This is a genomic window from Eudoraea algarum, assembly GCF_050589645.1.
GTDB lineage: Bacteria > Bacteroidota > Bacteroidia > Flavobacteriales > Flavobacteriaceae > JBNGOQ01.
In genome coordinates, this window is the sequence record NZ_JBNGOQ010000002.1 from 724,299 (window position 1) to 744,214 (window position 19,916).

A 19,916-nucleotide genomic window follows, 5' to 3' on the forward strand; every position below is an offset into this window, starting at 1 on the left:
TCAAAAAATGTCTGTACTACCCTTGCCTTCACGTAGTATAAGAGGTTCGTCACCGGACAGGTCTACAACGGTGGAGGCCGTGTTATCCCCGTAGCCCCCATCGATCACTACATCTACAAGGTTTTCCCATTTCTCATAAATGAGTTCGGGGTCCGTGGTATACTCCAACAGTTCATCCTCGTCTTTTATGGAGGTCGAAACTATAGGGTTTCCCAATTCGGCTACCAGAGCCCTTGCTATGGAGTTAGCGGGCACGCGGATGCCCACGGTCTTTTTCCTTTTAAAATCTTTGGGGAGATTATTGTTTCCTGGCAAAACAAACGTATACGGCCCGGGTAGCGCGCGTTTTAAAATTTTAAAGGTGGCCGTATCTATTTGACGGACGTAGTCGGACAAGTTGCTCAAATCTGCACAGATAAAGGACCAGTTGGCCTTTGCCAATTTCACACCCTTTATGCGCGCAATCTTTTCCAGGGCCCTGGCATTGGTAATATCACACCCCAGACCGTAAATCGTGTCCGTTGGGTAAATGACCAAGCCGCCCTTTTTTAGCACTTCTACCACCTGCTTTATGGCTTCGGGCCGGGGGTTTTCCTCGTATATTTTAATCAATTCGGCCATAAAAAAGGAATCATAAGAATGGTTGCTATTCTAAATTTGGGTCTTTCCCGGATCCAACTAAAATTCTACCTATAGCTTTTCCAAGCTTGAACGGGACCAACAAAGTACGCACTAAAATTTTAATTATTAAACACCAGAGATGAAAGATTCCGAGTGGTTTTTATTTTCCGACCCACATTCCCTAGGGTTCGGAGAGCACCTCCAATTTGGCGAAACGCAACAACAGCTTTTTTACGTTCCCGTTCTCAAAGTGTATTTCCGCTTTTTTATCGTTGCCCGCACCTTCAATCTTAAGCACCTTGCCCCGCCCGAACCTGGTATGATTTACCAAGGCGCCCTCTACAAGTTTTGGGTCTATGTTGTGGGTGTTCCCAATGGGTTTGGAGAGTTCGGGTTTGAGCTTCCTTAATTTTTTGAGCTGTCTTTCATTGGGTCTGGAAACGCTGGGCGGGTTTCCATTGGTAGGTTTTATTTGCCGTAGTTTGCTTTTGTCCACCTCTCCAAAGATGTCCGTATTGATCAGGGATTTATACTGGTAGGCCTTCTCTACTGGTGTAAGGTTCTCTACATATTTTTCATCTATTTCTTCGATAAAGCGGCTTGGTTCAGCATCAATGAGCTTTCCCCAACGATATCGGTTTTGGGCATAGGTAAGATAGGCCTGCTTTTCGGCTCGTGTAAGTGCTACGTAAAACAAGCGTCGCTCTTCCTCTAGTTCGCTCCTGGTGTTCATGCTCATGGCCGATGGAAAAAGATCTTCCTCCATACCCACAATGTACACGTGGGGGAACTCCAAACCCTTGGCCAAGTGAATGGTCATCAATGCAACACGGTCATCATCACCGGTATCCTTGTCCAAATCTGTAGCCAGGGCCACGTCTTCCAAAAATTCGGCAAGGTCTCCCTTGGCATCGGCCAGTTCCTTTTGTCCTTCCACGAAATCTTTTATCCCATTAAGCAACTCTTCTATGTTCTCCATCCGGGCAATCCCTTCGGGTGTACCATCTTTTTTAAACTCTAGGAGGATTCCGGTCTTTTTGGCCACATGTTCCGCCAGGGCGAACGCATCGGATCCCTCGTTCATAATCTGAAAGCTCTTGATCATGGTTACAAAATCGCTCAGCTTGCGTTTTGTGCCCGTATTGATCTTCAAATCCAAGCGGTCCAGATTTTCCATTACCTCAAATATGGATCTACCGTAATGATTGGCAGCCACCAACAGTTTATCCATGGTGGTCTGCCCAATGCCCCTGGTGGGAAAATTGATAATACGTTTTAAGGCTTCCTCGTCCTTTGGATTGATTACCAGGCGCAAATAGGATAGCACATCCTTTATCTCCTTGCGTTGGTAAAAAGACAGTCCGCCATAAATCCTATAAGGAATATCTTTTTTGCGCAAAGCGTCCTCTATGGCCCGGGATTGCGAATTGGTCCTATAGAGTACCGCGAATTCCCCATTGGACTGTTGGTTGCGCATCTTGTTCTCAAATATGGAGCCAGCCACAAAACGGCCCTCCTCGGCATCGGTTATACTTCGGTGCAATTTGATCATGGCCCCCTCGTCATTATCGGTCCAAACCACCTTTTTCAGTTGGTTTTTGTTTTTGGCGATAATGGAATTGGCCGCGTTCACAATATTCTTTGTGGAGCGATAGTTCTGTTCCAAACGGTAAACGGCTACATCCTCATAGTCCCTTTGAAAGTTTAAAATGTTGCTGATATTGGCTCCACGGAACGAGTAGATGCTCTGGGCATCATCCCCTACCACACAAATATTCTGGTAACGATCGGCCAAGGCCTTCACAATCAAATATTGGGAATGGTTGGTATCCTGATACTCATCTACCAGGATATATCTAAATCGGTCCTGATATTTCATCAGTACCTCTGGAAAACGGCTCAGCAGCTCGTTGGTACGCAGTAGTAGATCATCAAAATCCATGGCGCCGGCCTTGAAGCACCGGTCCACATAATTTTTATAGATTTCTCCCATTCTAGGGCGTTTAGCCATAGCATCGGCCTCTACCAGCTCCGGATCGTTAAAATAGGCCTTTACTGTAATCAAACTGTTCTTATAAGAGGAAATCCTGTTTTGGACCTGCTTGTACTTATAGATATCCTTGTCCAGCCCCATTTCCCTGATTATCGATGCGATCAAGCGTTGGGAATCCTGGGTGTCATAAATGGTAAAATTGCTAGGGTAACCCAATTTGTCCCCATCAAAGCGCAGGAGCTTGGCAAAAACCGAATGAAAAGTACCCATCCACAAGTTCTTGGCCTCCGAACCACCCACAATGTCCGCGATCCGCTTTTTCATTTCCCTGGCCGCCTTGTTGGTAAAGGTAAGTGCCAGGACGTTGAAGGCGTCTACCCCCTGCCCCATAAGATGGGCAATGCGATAGGTGAGTACCCTGGTCTTGCCCGAACCGGCACCGGCAATGACCATTAAAGGCCCTTCCTTATGCAAAACCGGCGCTTTTTGCGCCTCATTCAATTCGTTTAAAAACTTCTCCAATCTACCCTTCGTTTAAAGCGAATCAAATTTAGCCATTATTACCACCATCCTAAAATCATCCTTTAATTATTATGAACAATAGCAAGCTGATTTATATTGATTTGAATATATTTAGGCCATCAAAGGCAAATGATGAAAAAAATTAAGTTCCTGCTCCCCATAGTGTCCATGGCATTGATCTTTTTTCCCGTGCATTCACAGCAAAGTAAGGCCGGCCCTATAATCGAGAATTTTGGCAAGGTCTTTAACATAGAGAAACCCGCCTTTAAACTGGACACCACCCTGACCTACAAGGCGGTTTTTGACATTGTGAATAGCCCTGAAGGCCATACAGAACGGAACAAAAGTCTTGAGACGGCGGCACGTTTTCTGAATATGCATGCACAAAGCGGCATTCCCAAGGCACAGTTAAAGGCAGCCCTGGTTGTACATAGTAAAGCGTCCAAGGACCTTCTCTCCGATGCCGCCTATGAAAAACGATTTGGCGTCAAAAATCCAAATGGGGAATTGATCAAGGCCCTACTGTCTGCTGATGTAGCCATAATTTTTTGTGGTCAGTCTTCCATGGCAAGGGGGTATCCCAAGGAAGACCTCATACCCGGGGTACAGCTGTCCTTATCGGCCATGACCGCCCTAATCCAGTTGCAAAACGATAATTACAATCTAATAAAGTTTTAAAACCCTATGAAAAAAATAGCTTCCCTAATAGTATTCATAGCCAGTGCCATTAGCTATGCACAGGGCCCAAGTTTGGAAAACGATTACAATGCCATTGAGAGCAAAGTAATCGAATGGCGCCACGATATCCATCAGCATCCTGAACTTTCCAATCGCGAATTCAAAACAGCGGAAAAAATCGCCGCCCATCTAAAGTCGCTCGGGATAGAAGTACAGACCGGGGTGGCCAAAACCGGGGTGGTAGGTCTTTTAAAGGGGAATAGCCCCGGTAAGGTAGTGGCCCTTAGGGCAGATATAGATGCCCTGCCTGTAACGGAGCGCAACGATCTTCCCTATAAATCGACCGTAACCTCCGAGTTTCTGGGTGAAAAAGTTGGGGTCATGCATGCCTGCGGTCACGACACGCATACGGCCATCCTCATGGGTGTAGCTGAAATTCTTTCAAAAAACAAGGACAAAATAAAAGGTACGGTAAAGTTTATTTTCCAACCTGCGGAGGAAGGCGCACCTCCTGGCGAAGAGGGGGGAGCTCTCCTTATGGTAAAAGAAGGTGTTCTGCAAAGCCCCAAGGTGGACGCCATTTTTGGGCTTCACATCAACTCGGCCACCCCGGTAGGCACTATTCGCTACAAATCTGGGGGCAGTATGGCTGCAGCACAGCGTTTTGTCATTCAGGTAAAGGGAAAACAGACTCATGGATCACAGCCCTGGGCCGGGGTAGATCCCATCCTGATCAGTGCCAAGATCATTGATGGCCTGCAGACCATTATCAGTCGGGAATCAGAACTCACCAATGAGGCAGCGGTAATTACTGTTGGAAAAATAACCAGTGGCGTACGTTTCAATATCATTCCGGAAAGTGCAGAAATGATCGGAACCATCCGTACGCTGGATTACGACATGCAAGCCTTGATCAGCAAACGTATGAAAGAAATGGTTCCTGCTTTGGCCAAGGCGTATGGTGGTGAAGCCACCATAGACATACAGAACACCACTGAAATTACCTATAACGACCCTGCACTTACAGCCCAAATGGTACCCAGTCTGGAACGTGTAGCAGGTGAGGGAAAAGTGGAAGTACATAAGGCGATTACCGGGGCAGAGGATTTTTCGTATTTTCAAAAGGAAGTTCCGGGTTTCTATTTCTTTTTGGGCGGGATGACCCCTGGAAACACCGAGGCTTATCCACATCATACGCCCGACTTTAAAATAGATGATAGCGGACTCCTGTTAGGCGTAAAGGCGCTTACCGAAATCAGTTTGGATTATCTAAACCAATAACGCATGGATTCCTTCCTCAATATCTTTTCCAATATCCCTTGGTGGGCATGGATATTGGTGTTTTTGGCCTTGGTGGCCCTACGTGATATTTTCTTTCAGCGATCGCATACCATAAGCCATAACTTTCCCATAGTTGGTCATTTGCGCTATTGGTTGGAGAGTATCGGTCCTGAAATGCGGCAGTATTTTGTGGCCAACAACAGGGAAGAGCTTCCCTTTAACAGAATAGAACGAAGTTGGATCTACGCTTCGGCCAAAAAGGAAAACAACTACGAAGGTTTTGGTACGGATCGCGACATTTATGCACACCAGCATATCTTTATTAAGAACCAGATGATGGCCTACAAGGTAACGGGTGATCATCCCAATGCCATTGACAAAACCTTCCTTCCCTGTGCCAAGGTAATCGGCGCCTACAACAAACGCAGAAAACCGTATCGCCCAGCCTCCATAATCAATGTTTCGGCGATGAGCTTTGGGTCACTTTCCGCGGCTGCCGTAGAAGCCATGAACTGGGGAGTTGCCAAAAGCGGGGCCTACCATAACACGGGCGAGGGCGGACTCTCACCCTATCACAAACAGGGTGGTGATGTCATCTTTCATTTTGGCACCGGATATTTTGGGGTGCGCAATAAAGATGGGAACTTTTCCATGGAAAAAATGAAGATCCTGGTCGACGAAAACCCCTGTATCAAGGCCATTGAAATAAAACTTTCCCAAGGGGCAAAGCCAGGCAAGGGTGGGGTACTGCCCGGAGCAAAGATTTCCCATGAAATCGCAAAGATACGTGGTGTGGAGGTTGGTAAGGACGTATTGTCACCAGCAACACACAAGGCTTTCGATACTATTCCCGAACTGTTGGAACTTATTGAGGCCATCGCAAAGGAAACGGGTCTTCCCGTAGGGCTTAAAGGTGCCATTGGAAAATTGGACCAATGGGAAGAACTGGCCGATCTAATGCAGAAAACAGGGAAAGGCCCTGATTTTATTACTGTTGACGGAGGCGAAGGTGGTACCGGTGCTGCGCCACCAAGTTTCGCCGATCATGTTTCCTTGCCCTGGGTGTATGGGTTTTCTAACTTGTACAAAGTTTTTAAGGAGCGAAAGCTCTCCGATCGTCTTGTGTTTATCGGTAGCGGAAAGCTGGGATTCCCTGCCAAAGCGGCCATGGCATTTGCGATGGGGGTAGATTGCCTAAATGTGGCCAGGGAAGCTATGATGAGCATTGGCTGCATCCAGGCCCAGGTATGCCACACCAACCGTTGCCCGTCCGGGGTGGCCACACAGAGCAAATGGTTGCAGAGCGGTATTGACGTCCCCCTGAAATCGGACCGCCTGGCGCAATACTTCAAGACCTTTAGAAAAGAGTTTTTGGAAATCACCCATGCCGCAGGATATGAACACCCTTGCCAATTTACCATGTGTGACATCCAAGTAAACATTGATGATCAGGATTTTAACAGAGACCTTAAGGCCTCCTATGGCTATGAAAAGACCGCCGTTCCCTATACCAACATGCAGGACCTTTACGATTGTATGTATCTCGGCGGAAGAAAAAAGAATGAAACTAAAGCTTAAATACCGTACCCCTATGAAAAAAATACTACTATACGCACTGACCCTTCTTTTAAGCTGTTCCGTGCTTCACGCACAAAAAAAGAAAGATCTTCTTTTGGAGATCGATGAGCTCAAGTCCAAACTTACTACCACCGAAGGTGAGCTGGCCGCATCCAAAAAAAGTGAAGCAGCAAGCTTGGCCAGTTATGAGGCAGTACAGGCGCAAATCAAGGAACTAAGGGAAGCCAATGCCGCCCTCTTGAAAAATCTGAACAGTTTTGCGGAGGTTTCCAACAAAAATTCGGAAAATGTGGCCAAGACGCTTAAAACCCTAGAGGAAAAAGAAAAACAGTTAAAAACGGTAAACGACGCCATAGCACGGAACGATTCCACTGCAGTCGTAGTACTTACCAACGCCAAACAGACCCTGGGCGAAAACGCCAAATTATCGGTTAGCAACGGAGCCGTAATCGTTTCCGTAGGCCAAGCCTTTCTCTTTGGAGAAGAGGCTACGAGCAATGACCTTACACCGGCCGCTGTGACCTGGCTAGAAAAGATTGCAGCCGTCTTGACAGCCAATCCGGATATGCGGGCGACCGTAGAGGGACTTAGTATTACAGGGGAGTTGGATATTGCTGCGCAGCACGCCACCTTAGTGGGCAATACACTTCAAAAGCAGTACGGTATTGCCGCAGATCGCATCAGCAGTATGGGAAAAGATGGAGGGTTTAAGGAAGGAATCAATATAAAAATACATCCCAAGTTCGATCAATTTTATCTCCTGGTACGGGAGCATATGAAAAACGGGAGGTAGAAGGGAGATGATGTAAGTCCGAGGATATAATTTTTATAGAAATCCTTCGTTCTAAATCCAAAACCAAACACCAAAACCCATGAGTGGAGATCAAATTTTTCAATTGTTTGCTTATTTATTACCAGCGGTGGTTACCGGCGCGGTGGCCTTTTATTTTTTTAGGATGCATACCAACAACGAAGAAGGCCGTAGACGATTTTTATTGCACAAGGACTCTCAAAAAAATGCAATGCCCATTCGCTTGCAGGCTTATGAACGTATGGCACTTTTCCTGGAGCGGATCTCCATTCCCAGCCTAGTAGTGCGGGTGGCACCCAAGACCTCTGACAAGGGTGCATATGAAAATCTGCTGATAAAGAACATAGAGAACGAGTTTGATCACAACCTTTCCCAGCAGATCTATATGACCGATGAATGTTGGAATATTATCAAGGCAGCCAAAAATGCTACCATACAGTTAATCAGAAAAGCTGCGGTAAGTGATACGGACTCCGCAGACAAGCTGCGCGAGCATATCCTTAATGCCACTATGGACAAACAATCGCCCTCGGCCACGGCCCTGTCCTATGTAAAAAAGGAGATTGGCGAACTTTGGTAACGCCGTTCTTTTAGGCGCTCGTAGAAGTGTTTTTTAAAGAGACCTTAGTTGCTGCTGATACTTTCGTCCAAATCGATCTGGCTGGTTTCCTGGTTTTTATATTTTGCAAACTTATATCCACTTTCCCACCACGTAGTCATCTTTTCCTTGTTGAAAATGAGGGAGTTTGTGGTGAGAACAGAGGGGGTGTAGTAAAAATTAATCAGCGCATTATTGTGGTTCGCAACATACTTGCCTATGCGGATGTTCTGTTTTTCGATCCGTTCCAACATAAATTCGAACATGGTGCTCAACAAACCGAATACATTTCTTGAAGGTAGGCGGTTCAAGTGGGTCACCTCCGTTTCCAAAATAATGGCATCTACCTCCGTAGCGCCTAATTTAATGGCTTCTTCTATGGGTACCATGCTTCCAAGGCCACCATCGGCGTACTCACATCCATGCTTCCTTACCAAGGTCATAAAGGGCGTATAATTGCAAGAGATCCAAATCCACTCGCAGAACTCCTCATAGGAACAATCGTTGATCGATTTATACTCTACTTGGTTTAGGGAAAGGTTAGACACCGTGACCACGATGTTCTTAGACCCCGCCTTTAAGGTGTTAAACTCTTCGCGGGTAACCTTCTCCTTGATCAGCTCGTACAGATTATGGCTCTCCCCAAAGGTTTTGCTACCCCTATAAAAATTCTTTAGCACATTAAAATGATTGATCCCTATGCTTTCTACCCCGTGTTTTTTTGTCACGTTAAAGGGGCAATTATCAAAAATGCTGGCTTGGTTTACCGAGGTATAGACTTCTTTTATTTTTTCTATTTTTTGTAAGGCCAGATGCGAAATCAAGAGACTACCGGTAGAGGTTCCCAAAAAGAGATCGTACTCATAGCCAAGTTCCTCTATGAGATACTGCGCCACACCCCCCGCAAAGGCACCCTTACTTCCTCCTCCAGAAATGACCATGGCCCTCATTGCTTATTGCATTTTACTATTAACATATTCCAGTTCCTTACCACCCAATTCCTTGGATAGGTTTACAATACGCTCCTTGTAGCGTTCTTCTTTTAAAAGTTTATCCAACATGGCTCTCGCATACTTTCTAAACTGCCAGGTATGATGGGTGGTTGCCTGTATCAGGTCCCGTAGGTTCTCATCGTTGAAATCAAACACCTCCTTGATCCATTGAAAGGCGAGCTGTCTCATCTCAAAAGGATAATTGGACGAGGTATATCCCCTTAGCTCCCTATAATACTCCAGTTTGCTTTCCTCATTATAAGCTTTGGTCAATAGCGCCAATGTAAGCCATAACAACCGCACATTGCCGTTCTGAAACCCAAACCATTTCTTGCTTTGGTCCAAATAGGTCTTCCTATCATTCGGAAAATATACCCATAACTTATACAGGGCGTTTTCCAAAGTCACATAACTTTGGTCGTTGAGCAGCGTTTCAAACTTACTTTTTAGCTCCAAGGGCACTTTCTCCATCTGCACGGCCAAAGCCTGCCTTATTTGGGGTACGTTGGTGTCAAAAATTTTTATCAAAAAATCGATGGAAAGGGATTTATGATACGTGGACACGATTCTTTTCTTTAAATCAATGGATTCCGTGCTGTCCCAATAGCGTTGGATTATGGTTTCATTGCTTTCCGAACTGGTGGTGAGTTCCCGTTGTAGGAGATGGAATTGCTCAATATCCCCACAAGAGGCCCGTAAAGTTTGCATTGCCTTGGTGAATGGGAATTGCTTGTCTTGAAGCCATACCTTTTGAAAGTCCGACAGGTCGGTGTCACTGGCGCTCTCCATTTCCCATATCAAATCCTCAACGGTGGCATTTTTGAACTTAAACCGCTGCAGATAGTTTTTTATCCCCTGTTTGAAAGCCCGATTCCCAACACGATGGCGCAGCATAAACAGCGCCCAGGCCCCTTTTTCATAAAATGTTAGACTACTCGCCTTGGGGTCTACCAGGGCCTCGCCCTTTCCACTATCGGACAGCTCGCCCAATTGCTGGGCCGTATCATACAATTTCCAAAAAAAATGGACATCCCCAAAAACCGCTTGCTCTGCCAGCAATGCATAATAGGTGGCAAAACCTTCATGGAGCCAATGGTGATTTCCATCTACCTCGGTCACGAGGTTACCAAACCATTGGTGCGCCATCTCATGGGCATTCACATTTACATAGTTCCGGTCCTTAAAGGCCATGGAATCCACAACATAGGCATCAGAAAAAATAGTGGTCCCCGTATTCTCCATCCCGGCATACAAAAAGTCCTTTACGGGGATTTGTTTATAGTTCTGCCAGGGATAGGCAAGCCCGATTTCCTGCTCCAAAAAATCAAAAATACGTTTGGTATACCTATACGTAGGCTCGGCCCTAAGACTGTCTTTTGGGTAATAGTACAACTCCAAAGGGATGCCACTCGACGAAACTTCCATTCTTTTTTGGTACTTTCCTATGGCGAAGGCCAGCAAATAGCTGCTCATGGGATGTTCCATGTCAAAGGACCAAAGCTTTAAACTATCCTTCTCCTCCATTTTTTTTAGTTTTCCATTGGCGATGATATCATAGCCGGGGTCAAAGCTCAGTTTAAGGTCATACACCACTTTCTCGTTCATATCATCGAAACTGGGAAGCCAGTGACTGGTGTATTTACCCTGTCCCTGGGTCCACACCTGTTGTAGAAAATCGCGATTTGAGATAGGATCTTCCCTATTCCAACCCATAAAATAAACCGTCTGTTTTGGTTTTGCCCTGTACGCCAGGGATAATTTGTAGGAGCGCCCGGGCTTTAGTCTTTTCTTAAGGCTTATCGTTTTTCCAGAATTCCGGAAGGGTACTTTTTTATTGTTTAGTCGCACGGTTTCAAAGTGCATGTTCCTCGCATCCAAAAAGAGGGAGTCCACCTTTTCCAAAACATCAAAGGTATATACTACCTCTCCACTCACCTCCTGGGCGTAAGGGTCAATATGCAAGGAAACGGCTCCCGTAATAAAATCCACTTTAGGTTGGGATTGCGCATAAGCGGTTAGACTGAAATGGACAAGGATAATAAGAAAAAGATATCGCATAGTAGCTCTCTTGGGAAAGACAGCACCAAAATAAGAAATTTGCTTGTTGCAGGTGTATGGGTTTACCACTATTTTAGTCTTATGAATGCCAATTTTCTTCAAACCCCTATTTCTTATCTCAAGGGTGTTGGCCCCAATAGGGCAGATACCCTGCAATCAGAACTTGGCATTCGGACCTATCAAGATCTTATCAACCTCTTTCCCAACAGGTACATCGATAAGACCCAATATTACAAAATTGGCGAACTGCAGCGGAGCAATGCCGAGGTGCAGCTTATAGGGAAAATAGTTCATATAAAGACCGTGGAACAGAAAAGAGGAACGCGTTTGGTCGCCTCTTTTATAGACAGTACAGGGGAAATGGAACTGGTATGGTTCCGAGGCCAGAAATGGATCCGGGACAACCTAAAGTTGAACACGCCCTATGTTATTTTTGGGCGCACCAATTGGTACAGTGGGAAATTTTCCATGCCACATCCCGAAATGGAATTGTTGTCCGACCACGAAAAAGGGCTTCGGGTAGCCATGCAACCGGTTTACCCATCCACCGAAAAACTAAGCAATAAAGGAATAACCAACCGGGTCATTACCAAATTAATGCAACAGCTGTTCATGGAAACTAAGGGGCAGTTTGCGGAAACCCTCTCCCCTGCCCTCCTGGATGAGTTAAAATTGGTATCCAGGAGCGATGCCCTCTTCAATATACATTTTCCCAAAAATCAGGTGCTTTTGGCCAAGGCGCAATTTCGATTAAAGTTTGAGGAGCTGTTGTACATTCAGTTGCAACTGATCACCAAAAAACTAGTGCGCAAACAAAGGATCAAAGGGTTTAACTTTGATCAGGTCGGGGAATTCTTTAATACGTTCTATACCGATCATCTCCCCTTTGAACTTACCTCTGCCCAAAAAAGAGTACTCAAGGAAATCCGACAGGACTTGGGAACCCATGCGCAAATGAATCGGCTTTTGCAGGGCGATGTGGGGTCTGGAAAGACCATGGTAGCGCTAATGACCATGTTGCTGGCCCTGGACAACGGTTTTCAGGCCTGTCTGATGGCCCCTACCGAAATTTTGGCCACCCAACATTTTAACGGCATACGGGAACTATTGGGTTCTATGGGCGTGCAACTTGCGTTGCTCACCGGATCGGTAAAAAAGAAGGAGCGAAACCGCATACACGAAACACTGGAAAACGGAGAATTGCAAATTTTGATAGGCACACATGCCGTACTGGAGGACAAGGTCCGGTTCAAAAATCTGGGATTGGCCATTATTGACGAGCAGCACCGTTTTGGAGTGGCACAGCGTTCCAAGCTATGGCATAAAAATGAGATTCCCCCACATATCTTGGTCATGACGGCTACTCCTATCCCGAGGACCTTGGCCATGAGCCTTTACGGCGACCTGGATATTTCGGTGATCGATGAACTGCCCCCAGGAAGGAAGCCGGTGAAAACGGTGCATCGTTATGACAATAACCGATTAAAGGTGTTTCAGTTCCTCAAGGAGGAAATAAAAAAAGGACGGCAGGTATATATGGTCTATCCCTTGATCCAGGAATCCGAAGCGTTGGATTATAAAGATCTAATGGATGGTTATGAAAGTATGGTACGTGATTTTCCGTTACCCAACTACCAGATCTCCATTGTGCATGGGAAAATGAAAACTGAAGACAAGGACTATGAAATGGCGCGTTTCATCCGGGGCGAGACCCAGATCATGGTGGCCACTACGGTTATAGAAGTAGGTGTGGACGTTCCCAACGCCTCTGTAATGATTATTGAGAGTGCCGAACGTTTTGGGTTGTCCCAGCTACATCAATTACGTGGACGCGTAGGGCGGGGCGCTGACCAGAGCTATTGCATTTTGATGACCGGACATAAACTTTCCACGGAGGCCAGGACCCGCTTGGAAACCATGGTGCGTACCCATGATGGTTTTGAAATTGCGGAAGTAGACCTACGTCTTAGGGGCCCTGGAGACCTTATGGGTACTCAACAAAGTGGGCTCCTCAACCTTAAAATTGCAGATATCGTAAAGGATAATGATATCTTAAAAACAGCGCGGTTCCATGCGCTCAAAATCCTACGGGCGGATCCGTTGCTTGACCATGAAGAAAACAAGGTGTTACGCCAAACTTATGCCTTATTGGTCAGACATAAAAACATATGGAACTACATTAGCTAATAATCCTTGGGATCGCGCATAAAAAAAACGCCCGACTTTCGCCGGGCGCCGTTTCAAAAGAAACGTGTGGCTTTAATTTATAGCTTCACCTTTTTCAACTTTAGCAATATTGGCCGCAACCCGATCCTTGTTAACTTGTGCCGGGGCATTGTTTAGGGCCAATTTTAAATATTTAAGGGCAGACTTGTTGTCCCCTTTCGCGGAATAGGCTCTTGCCAAACCGTAATTTACCGGCCAGGTGTCCTTATGGGCCTTTGCATTCCACTTAAAAATTTCCAATGCCTTATCGGTCTGACCCTGACCGATCAATTGTCGGCCGTATCCATGTACCTGAAAAACAGTACCCAACGGAAGGGCTTCCTGCATTAGGGCCTCAGCTTCCGCTGTCTTTCCCTGCTTGGCCAAAATACGGGACTTAATGCCCAGATTGTTGAAGGTCTTTTGGCTAAAGAACTGTCCGGAAATAGCAGCGTCTACCCAAGCCATAGCCTCGTCCAAATCACCATCGTTGTTCAAAGCAAAATTTGCTGCCTGTTCCCAACTCTGTCTGGTAAAACCAGGTTGTGTCTGAAGCTTTTGGCGTACATCTGCCAAAACCACATCGGTAACGTCCACTTCTACCTTAAAGGGAATTTGTTTCTTCTCCCAATTTAGGGAAGCAACGGCTGAAGTAGCATCCACCCCGTTAAAGAGATAGGTCAGTTGTTCCGTATGCGGTACTTCGGAAGTAGTAACCTCCACCTTAAGGGCATCCTCTGCGGGGTCATAGAAATAACTGCCCCAGGCCCCATGATTTTTGGAGAAAATAACAGTGGCCTTGTCGCCTTCGTTGACGACCATATGTAAACCGTACTTTCCGGCAGCCAAGGGCTGTCCTTCAATTTTTACATCATGGGTAAACTTGATAATCGTGTTTTCATTGGCTCCGGCCCTCCAAGGCGATTCCTTGGCCGTGCCAAATCCTAAATTGTTCATACCATAAGGAACCAATTGTCCCCAAATTTCCCGGTCGTTCACACTGGGTCTGGAGTAGACAATAGTAATGTCAGTAATGCCCACACGCTGGGATACTTTTGCTTTTTGGCTACCTCTGGGGAGATCTAATTGCGCCATTGCCTCTGTGGAGAAAAACAGAAGGCATAGCGACACCATCAATAAATTTTTTGCGTACACTTTTTTCATGAGATTGTTAGTTGTTAATATTTAGTAATTAGGTTCAACTAAAGATAGATAGTGAAGCTACCTCAAACAGTTACCATTGTGTTAAAGTCAAGTGAAAGCGTGTTAAACTATCTTAATAATAGGTTAAATAGGAAAATCATATCCGTTGAACATCGTAATTCCGGAGCACTCATTCTGTTAAAAAAAATGGTTTTGTATAAATTTGTATCGTTGAAAATTATGTGGAAAAATGGGGTGCTTTTGGATATTCTTTGCTCCTTTCCCCTAAAATATAAGTTACGAATACAAGAAGGAAAATGAAAAAAACGCTATTTGACAAGGTTTGGGATTCCCATGTGGTACACAGTATTGAGAAAGGCCCCGATGTTTTGTTTATCGATCGTCATATGATCCATGAGGTCACGAGTCCAGTGGCTTTTCTCGGATTGAAGCAACGGGGAATCGGGGTGATGTATCCGGAACGGACATTCGCCACCGCAGACCACAATACACCAACCATTAATCAACATCTTCCGGTAAAGGACCCTCTATCGGCCAACCAACTTAAGGCCTTGGAGGAAAATTCCAGGGAATACGGTATTTCCTATTGGGGCCTGGGCCATGAAAAGAACGGTATTGTCCATGTAGTGGGTCCGGAATACGGAATCACCCAACCTGGAGCAACAATAGTTTGCGGGGATTCGCATACCTCTACTCATGGTGCGTTTGGGGCAATTGCCTTTGGAATAGGCACCTCTGAAGTAGAAATGGTTTTGGCATCACAGTGTATCATGCAGCCCAAACCGAAAAAAATGCGAATCAATATCACCGGAAGCCTCAGCAAAGCGGTTACACCAAAAGATGTGGCCCTTTTCATTATTTCTCAACTAACCACTTCAGGAGCAACGGGCTATTTTGTGGAATATGCTGGTGAGGTTTTTGAAGGTATGACTATGGAAGGACGAATGACCGTGTGTAACCTAAGCATAGAAATGGGCGCCCGTGGCGGCATGATCGCTCCGGATGAAAAGACCTTCGATTATATCAAAGGGCGCGAGTTTACCCCCAAAGGAGCATCATGGGACAAGGCCATGGCCTATTGGGAGACCCTGCATACCGATGCCGGAGCCGTCTTTGACAAGGAGATTACCTTTGATGGCTCACAGATAGAACCCATGATTACCTACGGTACAAATCCAGGCATGGGCATGGGCATAAGCAATGATATTCCCAAAGCGGAAGCCGTTGAAGGTGGCGTAGCTACCTATAAAAAATCCCTGCAATACATGGACTTTCATGAAGGGGATAGTATGCTAGGGAAAAAGATTGATTTTGTTTTCGTTGGTAGCTGTACCAATGGCAGAATAGAGGATTTTAGAGCCTTTACCAGCATGGTCAAGGGTCGGAAAAAGGCAGATCACGTTACAGCTTGGCTGGTCCCCGGTTCACATAAGGTGGAAAGGGCCATTAAAGAGGAAGGTCTTCTGGACATACTTCATCAGGCCGGTTTTGAGCTAAGGGAACCGGGATGCTCTGCCTGCCTGGCCATGAACGAGGATAAGATTCCCCCGGGAAAATATGCGGTAAGTACTTCCAACAGAAACTTTGAGGGAAGACAGGGGCCCGGAGCCCGTACCTTACTGGCAAGTCCATTGGTAGCCGCTGCGGCTGCGATTACAGGAAAGGTAACCGACCCCAGGGAACTTATGGAACTGGAAACGGTGTAACCCGCCAAACGCATATGCGCTAGATGCTAAACGCTAAACGCTATTTTAATGAGGGATTATAGAAAATATGACATATGGAAATTAGGACATGAAATCACTCTCAACATATATAAATTGTCAGCAGCTTTTCCAGAAGAAGAACGCTATGGTATAACCGGTCAGGTGAGAAGGGCCGCTTATTCCATTCCCTCGAATATAGCGGAGGGGTGTGGTAGGTCATCTGACGCTGAATTCAAAAGGTATTTGACTATCTCGCTTGGTTCTGCCAGTGAATTGGAGTATTTCACCATGTTAATTAGGGATTTGGGGTACATTAAGGAATCTGATTTTGACACACTATATGATGACGTTAATAAAGTAAGACGAAGTCTGAACAACCTTATAAATAAAGTTTGATAACAACGGCGGAAAGCGGTAAGCGCTTAGCCAATAGCAATAAAATAATGGCATACGATAAATTCAACATATTGACCAGTACGGCAGTACCCCTTCCCATAGAGAATGTGGATACCGATCAAATTATTCCAGCACGTTTTCTAAAGGCGACCGAACGGAAAGGGTTTGGTGATAATCTGTTCAGGGATTGGCGATACCATCCAGATGGTACACCCAAGACGGAATTTCCCTTGAACGACCAAAAATATACGGGGAAAATTTTGGTTGGTGGCAAAAACTTTGGTTCAGGCTCTTCACGTGAGCACGCCGCATGGGCGGTTTATGATTACGGCTTTAGATGCGTAGTTTCCAGTTTTTTTGCGGATATTTTCCGGGGCAACTGTTTAAATATCGGTGTCCTTCCGGTACAGGTAAGCCCAGAATTCCTTCAAAAAATATTTCAGGCAATAGAGGCCGATCCCACTACGGCGCTAGAGGTCAACCTACCTGACCAAACCATTACCCTTCTTTCCTCGGGTGCTCAGGAACGCTTCGATATCAATGACTATAAAAAAGGAAATATGCTCAATGGCTTTGATGATATTGACTACCTGCTGAACATCAAGCAGCAGATCGGTGACTTTGCCCAGGACACACCATTATAGACTTTGCGTTTTCATCGGGAACAGACTTTGAAATGAAGAAAAGAAAGATTGAAATAATGGACACCACCCTACGGGATGGTGAACAGACCTCAGGGGTATCCTTTTCGGTTTCGGAAAAACTTACACTGGCCAAGCTCCTATTGGAAGAACTCCAAGTAGACCGTATAGAAGTGGCCTCGGCAAGGGTGTCCGAGGGGGAGTTACGAGCGGTGCAGCAAATTACCGAATGGGCCGGGTCCATGGGGTATCTGGATCGGGTGGAGGTACTTACCTTTGTGGACAATGGCGTGTCGCTGAAATGGATGCAAAAGGCCGGTGCCAAAGTGCAGAACCTATTGACCAAAGGTTCTATGAACCATTTGACCTACCAGCTGAAAAAAACACCGGAAGCCCACTTCAGCGATATCCAAAAAATTATTGCCCGTGCAGAAACGGTGGGAATTGATACCAACGTCTACTTGGAAGATTGGAGCAACGGCATGCGAAACTCTCCCGAATACGTGTTTCAGTATCTGGATTTTCTGGCCACGCAGCCCGTAAAAAGAATCCTGCTGCCGGATACCTTGGGCGTGCTTACCCATTCCGAGACCCATACGTTCATCAGTGAGATCATAACCCGCTATCCCCATATTCACTTCGATTTTCATGGGCACAACGATTACGACCTCAGTGTGGCCAACGTAATGGAAGCACTTAAGGCGGGGTGCCATGGCCTGCACCTGACGGTGAACGGTATGGGTGAACGGGCGGGAAACGCTCCCCTGGCTAGTGTGGTAGCTGTCGTAAACGACTTTATGCCCGAATTGAAAATCACCGTACGCGAATCATCCCTTCACAAGGTGAGTAAATTGGTCTCTGCCTTCACAGGGTTCGGAATTCCAGCAAACAAGCCCATTGTAGGCGATAATGTTTTTACACAAACGGCAGGCATCCATGCGGACGGGGATAGCAAAAAGAACCTGTATTTTAATGACCTGTTGCCCGAACGTTTTGGACGAAAACGCACCTACGCCCTAGGCAAAACTTCGGGCAAGGCAAACATTCAAAAAAACCTACAGGAACTGGGACTTACTCTGAACGATGATGAATTGGGCAAGGTTACCCAACGCATCATTGAACTGGGCGATAAAAAAGAAAAAGTAACCAAGGAAGACCTGCCCTATATTATTTCGGATGTGCTCGATAGCGAAGCCTACGAGAAAAAGGTCTTGGTTAAGTCGTATGTACTTACCCATTCCAAGGGGTTAAAGCCGTCCACTACGGTATCATTGGAAATCCACGGAAAACAGTATGAAGAAAATGCGCAGGGCGATGGACAGTTCGATGCCTTTATGAACGCCATAAAAAAAGTCTATACCGCAGAAAAATTGGAACTTCCCAAACTAATTGATTATGCGGTACGTATTCCTCCGGGAAGCCATTCGGACGCACTTTGCGAAACCATTATCACCTGGGAAAAACAAGGCAAGGATTTTACCACTAGGGGATTGGATTCCGATCAAACCGTATCGGCCATAAAGGCCACCGAAAAAATGCTCAATATTATATAACACAAACCACCGATAATTAGATGAAATTACAAATAGCCCTTTTGGCAGGAGACGGAATTGGTCCGGAGGTAATCGATCAGGCCGTAAAAGTGTCCGACGCTGTAGCACGGAAATTCAAACATGAAATCACTTGGGCTCCGGCACTTACTGGAGCCGCCGCCATCGATGCGGTTGGCGAGCCCTATCCGGACGAGACCCATGCCATATGCGTAGCGGCCGATGCGGTACTTTTTGGTGCCATAGGTCATCCACGTTTTGATCATGACCCCTCGGCCAAGGTACGTCCAGAACAGGGCCTGCTAAAAATGCGCCAGAAATTGGGGCTCTTTGCCAATGTAAGGCCCACCTTTACCTTTCCCTCCTTGTTGGACAAATCACCCTTGAAACAGGAACGCATAGAGGGTACCGACCTGGTTTTTTTGCGGGAGCTTACCGGAGGCATCTATTTTGGAAAACGTGGCCGGGAAGATAATGGGGAGACCGCCTATGATACCTGTACCTACACACGCGCAGAAGTACAGCGTCTGGCCAAAAAAGGTTTTGAGATGGCAATGAAACGCTCTAAAAAGCTATGCTGTGTGGATAAGGCCAACGTTTTGGAATCCTCACGGTTGTGGCGAGAGACCGTCCAAGCCATGGAAAAAGAGTACCCTGAAGTGGAAGTATCCTATGAATTTGTGGATGCCGTAGCCATGCGATTGGTACAATGGCCCAAGGCCTATGACGTTTTGATCACGGAAAATCTTTTTGGTGATATCCTAACGGATGAGGCTTCCGTGATTTCAGGTTCCATGGGGCTAATGCCCTCTGCTTCCCTAGGCACCAAAACTTCGCTCTACGAGCCGATCCACGGGTCTTATCCCCAGGCCGCAGGCAAAGATATTGCAAATCCGCTGGCGACCGTGTTATCTGCCGCTATGCTTTTTGAGGACAAGGGCCTCACCGAAGAGGCAGATGCGATTCGGGCGGTGGTAAATAGATCCCTTGATGAAGGAATGGTGACGGAGGATCTGGCCGATGGTGGCAAATCGTACAAGACTAGTGAGGTCGGGGATTGGCTGGCAGAGCATGTTTGAGAAAGGAGCGACTAAAAAACATCCTCCCCTTTCTCACGCCAAA

16 protein-coding genes are annotated in these 19,916 nt (G+C 46.2%); 11 read left to right on the top strand and 5 right to left on the bottom strand.

The features are described 5' to 3' along the window. On the bottom strand, positions 1-621 hold the full coding sequence (locus ACRD67_RS09640; protein WP_430966926.1) for an L-threonylcarbamoyladenylate synthase: 621 nt from the start codon (positions 619-621) through the stop codon (positions 1-3). 181 nt (positions 622-802) lie between these two features. After that, positions 803-3,136 carry an ATP-dependent helicase gene (locus ACRD67_RS09645; protein WP_430966927.1) on the bottom strand — a complete coding sequence of 778 codons (2,334 nt, stop codon included), beginning with the start codon at positions 3,134-3,136 and terminating at the stop codon, positions 803-805. A 129-nt stretch (positions 3,137-3,265) separates the two neighbouring features. Here ACRD67_RS09645 and ACRD67_RS09650 point away from each other — a divergent pair, with 129 nt between their 5' ends. From ACRD67_RS09650 to ACRD67_RS09670, 5 genes are all read left to right on the top strand, one after another. Then, entirely contained in the window at positions 3,266-3,814 is a 549-nt protein-coding gene (locus tag ACRD67_RS09650; RefSeq protein ID WP_430966928.1) for a DsrE family protein, read from the top strand. 6 nt (positions 3,815-3,820) lie between these two features. Further along, positions 3,821-5,095 carry an amidohydrolase gene (locus ACRD67_RS09655; RefSeq protein ID WP_430966929.1) on the top strand — a complete coding sequence of 425 codons (1,275 nt, stop codon included), beginning with the start codon at positions 3,821-3,823 and terminating at the stop codon, positions 5,093-5,095. Between the two features lie 3 nt (positions 5,096-5,098). Further along, positions 5,099-6,673, top strand: coding sequence for an FMN-binding glutamate synthase family protein (locus tag ACRD67_RS09660; RefSeq protein WP_430966930.1), 1,575 nt, complete (start codon positions 5,099-5,101; stop codon positions 6,671-6,673). A gap of 13 nt (positions 6,674-6,686) precedes the next feature. After that, positions 6,687-7,466: an OmpA family protein gene (locus tag ACRD67_RS09665; RefSeq protein WP_430966931.1), complete on the top strand. Its 780-nt coding sequence runs from the start codon at positions 6,687-6,689 to the stop codon at positions 7,464-7,466. 79 nt (positions 7,467-7,545) lie between these two features. Continuing rightward, a complete protein-coding gene (locus ACRD67_RS09670) occupies positions 7,546-8,064 on the top strand; it encodes a DUF7935 family protein (protein ID WP_430966932.1) in 519 nt (172 codons plus the stop codon). Positions 8,065-8,108: 44 nt separating this feature from the next. Here the strand turns inward: ACRD67_RS09670 and ACRD67_RS09675 are convergent, their stop codons facing one another. Both ACRD67_RS09675 and ACRD67_RS09680 read right to left on the bottom strand, forming a co-directional pair. Further along, positions 8,109-9,032, bottom strand: a complete 924-nt coding sequence (locus ACRD67_RS09675) for a patatin-like phospholipase family protein (protein ID WP_430966933.1) — start codon at positions 9,030-9,032, stop codon at positions 8,109-8,111. A gap of 3 nt (positions 9,033-9,035) precedes the next feature. Beyond that, a complete protein-coding gene (locus ACRD67_RS09680) occupies positions 9,036-11,132 on the bottom strand; it encodes a M1 family metallopeptidase (protein WP_430966934.1) in 2,097 nt (698 codons plus the stop codon). An 81-nt stretch (positions 11,133-11,213) separates the two neighbouring features. On the opposite strand from ACRD67_RS09680, the gene recG reads away from it, so the two are divergent. Continuing rightward, entirely contained in the window at positions 11,214-13,319 is a 2,106-nt protein-coding gene (gene recG, locus ACRD67_RS09685) for an ATP-dependent DNA helicase RecG (protein WP_430966935.1), read from the top strand. A 72-nt stretch (positions 13,320-13,391) separates the two neighbouring features. Here recG and ACRD67_RS09690 read toward each other — a convergent pair whose 3' ends face one another. Beyond that, positions 13,392-14,501 carry a DUF2911 domain-containing protein gene (locus ACRD67_RS09690; RefSeq protein WP_430966936.1) on the bottom strand — a complete coding sequence of 370 codons (1,110 nt, stop codon included), beginning with the start codon at positions 14,499-14,501 and terminating at the stop codon, positions 13,392-13,394. Positions 14,502-14,797: 296 nt separating this feature from the next. On the opposite strand from ACRD67_RS09690, the gene leuC reads away from it, so the two are divergent. Genes leuC through leuB form a run of 5 tightly spaced genes read left to right on the top strand, consistent with a single transcriptional unit; the run spans position 14,798 to position 19,873 of the window. Continuing rightward, positions 14,798-16,207, top strand: coding sequence for a 3-isopropylmalate dehydratase large subunit (gene leuC / locus ACRD67_RS09695; protein WP_430966937.1), 1,410 nt, complete (start codon positions 14,798-14,800; stop codon positions 16,205-16,207). 48 nt (positions 16,208-16,255) lie between these two features. Continuing rightward, positions 16,256-16,603 (top strand): four helix bundle protein, encoded by a 348-nt coding sequence (locus ACRD67_RS09700; protein WP_430966938.1) that lies wholly within the window; start codon positions 16,256-16,258, stop codon positions 16,601-16,603. Positions 16,604-16,650: 47 nt separating this feature from the next. After that, positions 16,651-17,247, top strand: a complete 597-nt coding sequence (leuD, locus tag ACRD67_RS09705; protein ID WP_430966939.1) for a 3-isopropylmalate dehydratase small subunit — start codon at positions 16,651-16,653, stop codon at positions 17,245-17,247. A 32-nt stretch (positions 17,248-17,279) separates the two neighbouring features. Continuing rightward, the gene (locus tag ACRD67_RS09710; RefSeq protein ID WP_430966940.1) at positions 17,280-18,797 is read left to right on the top strand and encodes an alpha-isopropylmalate synthase regulatory domain-containing protein; all 1,518 of its coding nucleotides are present in this window, start codon (positions 17,280-17,282) and stop codon (positions 18,795-18,797) included. Between the two features lie 20 nt (positions 18,798-18,817). After that, on the top strand, positions 18,818-19,873 hold the full coding sequence (gene leuB, locus ACRD67_RS09715) for a 3-isopropylmalate dehydrogenase (protein WP_430966941.1): 1,056 nt from the start codon (positions 18,818-18,820) through the stop codon (positions 19,871-19,873). The last annotated feature ends 43 nt before the right edge of the window (positions 19,874-19,916 follow it).